Source organism: Halalkalibacter sp. HAAS-P013 (assembly GCF_056619925.1).
This window is the reverse complement of record NZ_JBWQTU010000041.1, coordinates 1-5,164: the sequence shown is the minus strand read 5'-3', so window position 1 is coordinate 5,164 and position 5,164 is coordinate 1. Positions and strand designations below refer to the sequence as shown.

The 5,164-nt window shown below is 36.8% G+C and carries 5 protein-coding genes, 2 tRNA genes and 1 pseudogene; 4 read left to right on the top strand and 4 right to left on the bottom strand.

What is annotated here, in order from left to right:
* Nucleotides 1-158: 158 nt before the first annotated feature.
* The 3 genes from AC1FXP_RS23235 (at nt 159) to AC1FXP_RS23225 (ending at nt 1,373) form a co-directional block, all read left to right on the top strand.
* Nucleotides 159-234 (top strand) — tRNA-Lys (locus AC1FXP_RS23235).
* Nucleotides 235-264: 30 nt separating this feature from the next.
* Nucleotides 265-346 (top strand) — tRNA-Leu (locus AC1FXP_RS23230).
* A 205-nt stretch (nt 347-551) separates the two neighbouring features.
* A complete protein-coding gene (locus AC1FXP_RS23225) occupies nt 552-1,373 on the top strand; it encodes an ion transporter (RefSeq protein ID WP_480064296.1) in 822 nt (273 codons plus the stop codon).
* 67 nt (nt 1,374-1,440) lie between these two features.
* On the opposite strand, the gene AC1FXP_RS23220 is transcribed toward AC1FXP_RS23225, so the two are convergent.
* Nucleotides 1,441-2,433, bottom strand: coding sequence for a LysM peptidoglycan-binding domain-containing protein (locus AC1FXP_RS23220; RefSeq protein WP_480064295.1), 993 nt, complete (start codon nt 2,431-2,433; stop codon nt 1,441-1,443).
* 92 nt (nt 2,434-2,525) lie between these two features.
* Between AC1FXP_RS23220 and AC1FXP_RS23215 the strand changes: the two genes are divergently transcribed.
* Entirely contained in the window at nt 2,526-3,347 is an 822-nt protein-coding gene (locus tag AC1FXP_RS23215) for a sugar ABC transporter substrate-binding protein (RefSeq protein WP_480064297.1), read from the top strand.
* A gap of 42 nt (nt 3,348-3,389) precedes the next feature.
* Here AC1FXP_RS23215 and guaC read toward each other — a convergent pair whose 3' ends face one another.
* From guaC to AC1FXP_RS23200, 3 genes and pseudogenes are all read right to left on the bottom strand, one after another.
* Nucleotides 3,390-4,373, bottom strand: coding sequence for a GMP reductase (gene guaC, locus AC1FXP_RS23210; protein ID WP_480064294.1), 984 nt, complete (start codon nt 4,371-4,373; stop codon nt 3,390-3,392).
* A gap of 367 nt (nt 4,374-4,740) precedes the next feature.
* A pseudogene (locus AC1FXP_RS23205) lies at nt 4,741-4,923 on the bottom strand (aldo/keto reductase); the annotation flags it as partial.
* A 52-nt stretch (nt 4,924-4,975) separates the two neighbouring features.
* On the bottom strand, nt 4,976-5,164 hold a 189-nt coding region (locus tag AC1FXP_RS23200; protein ID WP_480064293.1), incomplete at its 5' end, for a transposase.

The window sequence follows — 5,164 nt, the reverse complement described above, 5'->3', positions numbered from 1 at the left end:
CCATTAGCTCAGTTACGAGCAAATCTACTTGAGGTAACTTCGAGTTGTTCTGACGCAGTGAGCTGCGAAGCTAAACTAGCAGAGGAAAGAACAGGTAAGACCACGGAGCGATTCGTCGTTCGTAAGCAACATGAAACACTTCTATGAAATAACAGCAAGAGCCATTAGCTCAGTTGGTAGAGCATCTGACTTTTAATCAGAGGGTCGAAGGTTCGAGTCCTTCATGGCTCACCATTTAAGATGTTTTTTTAAAACATCAATTATGCGGGTGTGGCGGAATTGGCAGACGCGCTAGACTTAGGATCTAGTGTCTTACGACGTGGGGGTTCGACTCCCTTCACCCGCATTATGAATGACAAGAATACTTCCTTGAGATTAGTGTATTCAAAGTTATACCCCTTGAACTTTTTCAGTTTGAGGGGTTTTTGCTTGACTGTTCATAAAATTGCCATCGAATATCATTTGATATTTTAGAGCTATAGTCATTTATTTAAAGCGGTAACTGGTATAATAATAAAAATTGAAATAGAAAGGAAAAGTGATTGATTAATATGGAAATACAAAAACAACAAGAAGTAAATAATAATCGTTCATTTAGAACGACCATTAGACAACTGGTAGAACATAAATACTTTCAGCCTATTGTTATTGCTATTATCTTTTTTAACGGTCTAATTATTGTTACTGAAACGTATTTGACTGGTAATAGTCTATTACTAGCTATAGATAGAATCATTGTTTGGATATTTGTGCTAGAACTAATTGTGAAAATTATTGGTCTTGGTTTCAAAGGATATTTCTCTGATAGGTGGAATCTCTTTGATTTTAGTATTGTTATAGGGAGTTTATTGTTTTATTCAACTCCTTTTGTTAGCGTCTTAAGACTAATAAGGGTATTGCGTTTGATTAGAATGATTCCTGCAATACCTGCATTGAGAAAAATAATCGATTCATTGATGAAATCAGTTCCAGCCTTAACCGGTATTTTGGGTCTTTCAATCTTAATTTTTTCTATTTATGCGATCATTGGAACAACCTTCTTTAGTGAAGTGCTACCATACGAGTTTTTTGGAAGCTTTCATACAGCCCTCTTTACGTTAATGCAAGTCGTAACGTTTGAGTCGTGGGCAAGTCAAGTGGCAAGGCCGATTATTAATGAGGTACCTTGGGCTTGGGTCTATTTTGTAACGTTCATCATAATTGGTGCATTAGTTATTTTAAATCTTGTAGTCGCAGTAATCTTAAGTTATTTGGGCCAAGATGATGAAGTAAAACGAGAGGAACAAATGGACCGATTATATAAAGAAAATAAAGAATTAAAGAAAGATATTCAAGAAATTAAACAATTGATTCTTAATAAAAATAACAACTAATGACAAAACAGGTGCAACCCATTTTGGTATGGGAGCGCCTGTTTAATTTTTTGTATAGTCGTCACTTTTAATCCATTGTTGCTAAGATTTCTTCTATCTTAGCGGAAACCAGAGGATAAAAATGCTTCTTTGCATCATTTGTGGAATTGCCTCCGAAAAAATTGGTGCCGGGACAAGTTTTCACATTATAATCCGGTCCGTTATCTAACACTCTTTCCTTTGTTTGTAAATTCCACCAATGATGATAAGTAATACTGTCAATTGAGGGGGTTAAGCCGAACTTGATACAAAGCAGGGCAGTAATGTAAACAATTGTATCCTGCTGTTCCTTAGTCATTACATCGTGACCTAGATCAAAGTTGCCAATATTTTCGATCGTTAACCCTGCTGAATTCGCCTTTGATCCAATTGAACCTTCTGGAGCAATATTAAATGGCCTAGATACAGCTAGTTTTCCATCAGGGAAGGTCGTTATGTTTTGCGCGATATTTTGCCAGCCCATTTCCTTCTTATGAAAGTTCTCCATACTTTGTAACATTTGAAAATGGTTTGTACCTTTAAATTGCTCATAAGAAGGTAACCATGTGTGATGTTGTTGGATGATACGAATATCACGATTAAATTGATTGTTAAATAACCAATCTCTAAACTCTTCCTTAGTCATAAGGATATGTTGTCCTTGCATGGTCATTTTTTTAGGAGTAACTTTTAATATTTGCCCTGCATATAGCTCATCAGAAACGAGACCATTTGCTTTTTTTATGGTGTCTACTGAAGAATGGTAAGTTGAGGCAATGTTCTGCAGTGTTTCTCCTGTTACAACTTCATGCATTATTGGAACCCATAATTTTTGTTCAACAAATAGAGAATCGGATTGCAAACCATTTGTTAGCTTAAGCTCCTCTATGGTAGTATCAAACTTCTTTGCAATTTCAGGTAACGTATCGCCGGCTTTTACTTCATAAAGGTTGCTAGGGCTATTAGAAGCTGCATGAACAGGAAGTAAATTCAGGAATATGATTAAGATTAAACTACAGACGAGGACAAGATTTTTCTTCATTGTTTTATTTCCTTTCATGTTAATATTGCACAGTGAATAAGTATCCTATAATTACCCTTTTTGACAATTATAGTTTGTAAAAATACAAGAAAATTATTCTAATACTTATAAGAAGAAAGCTGTCAGAAAAAGGATTTCGTGATTTTGGAGTAAACGGAAAAGTGTTAGCGACTGCAAACGGCTGGGGGAAGGAACAAAGTGAATTATTAAATGAGGTCCTCCATAGCAGTCCCGATGTTTTAATTGTTTCACCGACCTACGCCCCTTTGATTCTTCCTATACTGGATGATTTTGTTGAAAACAATATACCAGTAATATTATTGGATACCGACCATCAGTGGGATGAAAAAACAGCATATATTGGAACCGATAATTTTGAATTAGGGAAAAAAGCAGGGTTTTTACTTGCGTCCCAGCTGCAGCCTGGAGATAAAGTTGCTATCATTGGTGGAGACGTAAATAGTCCAGTCTCAGGTGAGCGAATTGCAGGTGCAAAAGGAAGCTTTGAAGCAGTACATATTGATGTAGCGACACAAAGAGTAAATTTAACGAATCGTTCACCACTTGTAAGAGAAGCGGTGGAAGATATTCTACTACTTCATCCAGATGTAAAAGCGATTATGGCAACAAATGATGTTCTTGCTTTACAAGCTATAGAGGTAGTTAGAGAGAATGGTTTTACAATCCCCGTTACAGGAGCGGATGGAACCATAAAAATGGTTGAACTCATTGAAGAAGAAGTGCTGCCTGGTACAGTGGCACAAAATCCTTATGATATGGGTTATCTTAGCGTAGAAATGGCCGAAAGAGTGATTAATGGAGAAGTTGTAGAAAACATCGATAGTGGTGTAGATATTATTATTAAAGGAAATGCAAAGGACCGATTAGATTTTTTGAGGGATTTGTTGAAGTAAAGAAGAGGAAGGACAAAAAATGGCTTCCTCTTCTTTCTGCTTTCAATAAACTTTATCCCCGTTAAAGATTGAATTCTTAACGACGACATAATCTACATGACGAATTGCGTCCAGCTTGTTTCCGCCAGAATAAGAAATAGAAGATTGGAGATCTTGCTCCATTTCAATTAATGTATCATTTAATGTTCCTTTATGTTCTACGTACATCTTCTTGCCTTCAACATTTCTCTTTTCACCTTTTTGGAATTCTGAAGCTGAACCGAAGTATTCTTTGCAGAGCTTTCCATCTTTCTCAATGGTTTCTCCTGGAGACTCTTCGTGACCAGCAAATAAAGAACCAATCATGACCATCGATGCGCCAAATCGAATGGATTTAGCGATATCCCCATTTGTACGAATTCCTCCGTCAGCGATGATGGGTTTAGTGGCTGCTTTTGAACACCAGCGCAAAGCAGCTAATTGCCAACCGCCAGTTCCGAATCCAGTTTTAATCTTCGTAATGCATACCTTTCCTGGACCAATGCCGACTTTTGTTGCGTCAGCACCAGCATTCTCTAATTCCCTTACGGCTTCAGGGGTTCCGACATTTCCTGCAATAACAAAACTTGCAGGTGTGTTTTTCTTAATGTGTTGAATCATCTCTATTACAGCATTTGAATGACCGTGTGCAATATCAATGGTAATATACTCTGGCGAAAGCTTTTCATCTGCTAATTGGTTAATGAAAGTATATTCATCCTCTTTAACGCCAACACTTATCGAAGCTAACAAGCCCCGTGAATGCATTTCATTAATAAATGGTATACGCTTTTCTGGTTCAAATCGATGCATAATATAGAAGTAATGATTCTCTGCTAAAAAAACCGCGATCTTTTCATCAATAATCGTCTGCATATTCGCAGGTACCACTGGTAATTTGAATGTATGCCCACCAAAATTAACAGACGTATCGCATTCAGAACGGCTCTTTACTATACTTTTTGCCGGGATTAATTGTATGTCTTCGTAATCAAACACATTATCCATGTACTACCCCCCTAAGAAATTGTAAGTATTAGCTTATATTAGTTTGGTGAAACTTCGTGAAAGTATCCTTGTAAAAAACTAATGTCGAATTTATTTAATTCCTCATCATTTATTTTGAAGTAATGAATTACGAGTTGAGGGGAGAGGGATTAATTTTGCTTTCTTCATTTCATCTTTAATCGCTATTGTTGCACTAATTCTTGCATTCTTTATCAAGCGGGTAAAACAAGCAGAAGATCCACTCGAGAAAAAGTCATCGGATGAGAATATTGTATCTGATTTAGTTAGCAGTAACTCCTAAGATAACACGAAAAAAATGATTAAAAGCACAATACCTAGTTGGAGGTATGTGCTTAATGTTTTTTCGTTATACACCTTTAAGTATATCCCGAATCTTCCTTAATTCTTCTGCTGTAAACTCAAGATTATATAATGTTTTTACATTCTCTTCAATTTGACTAACCCTGCTTGCCCCAATTAATGCGGAGGTGATTTTCTCTTCACGTAGTACCCATGCCAAGGCCATTTGAACTAGGCTTAGACCTTCACTTTATGTTTATGACGGTTTGTCAATCTAACTGCGACACGTCTTCCCAAAACGCTTAGTATGAAGTTTTCCAACCAAGACATTTTCTTGGGCGATGATTAATTAAATGCAAGGCTAACTCTAAATCTAAATCTTCTTCTGGTATTTGAGCTAGATCGGTCTTCTTAGGGAAGAATTCACGTAAGAGGCCATTGGCATTCTCGTTGGTTCCACGCTGCCATGAAGAGTATGGATCAGCAAAGTA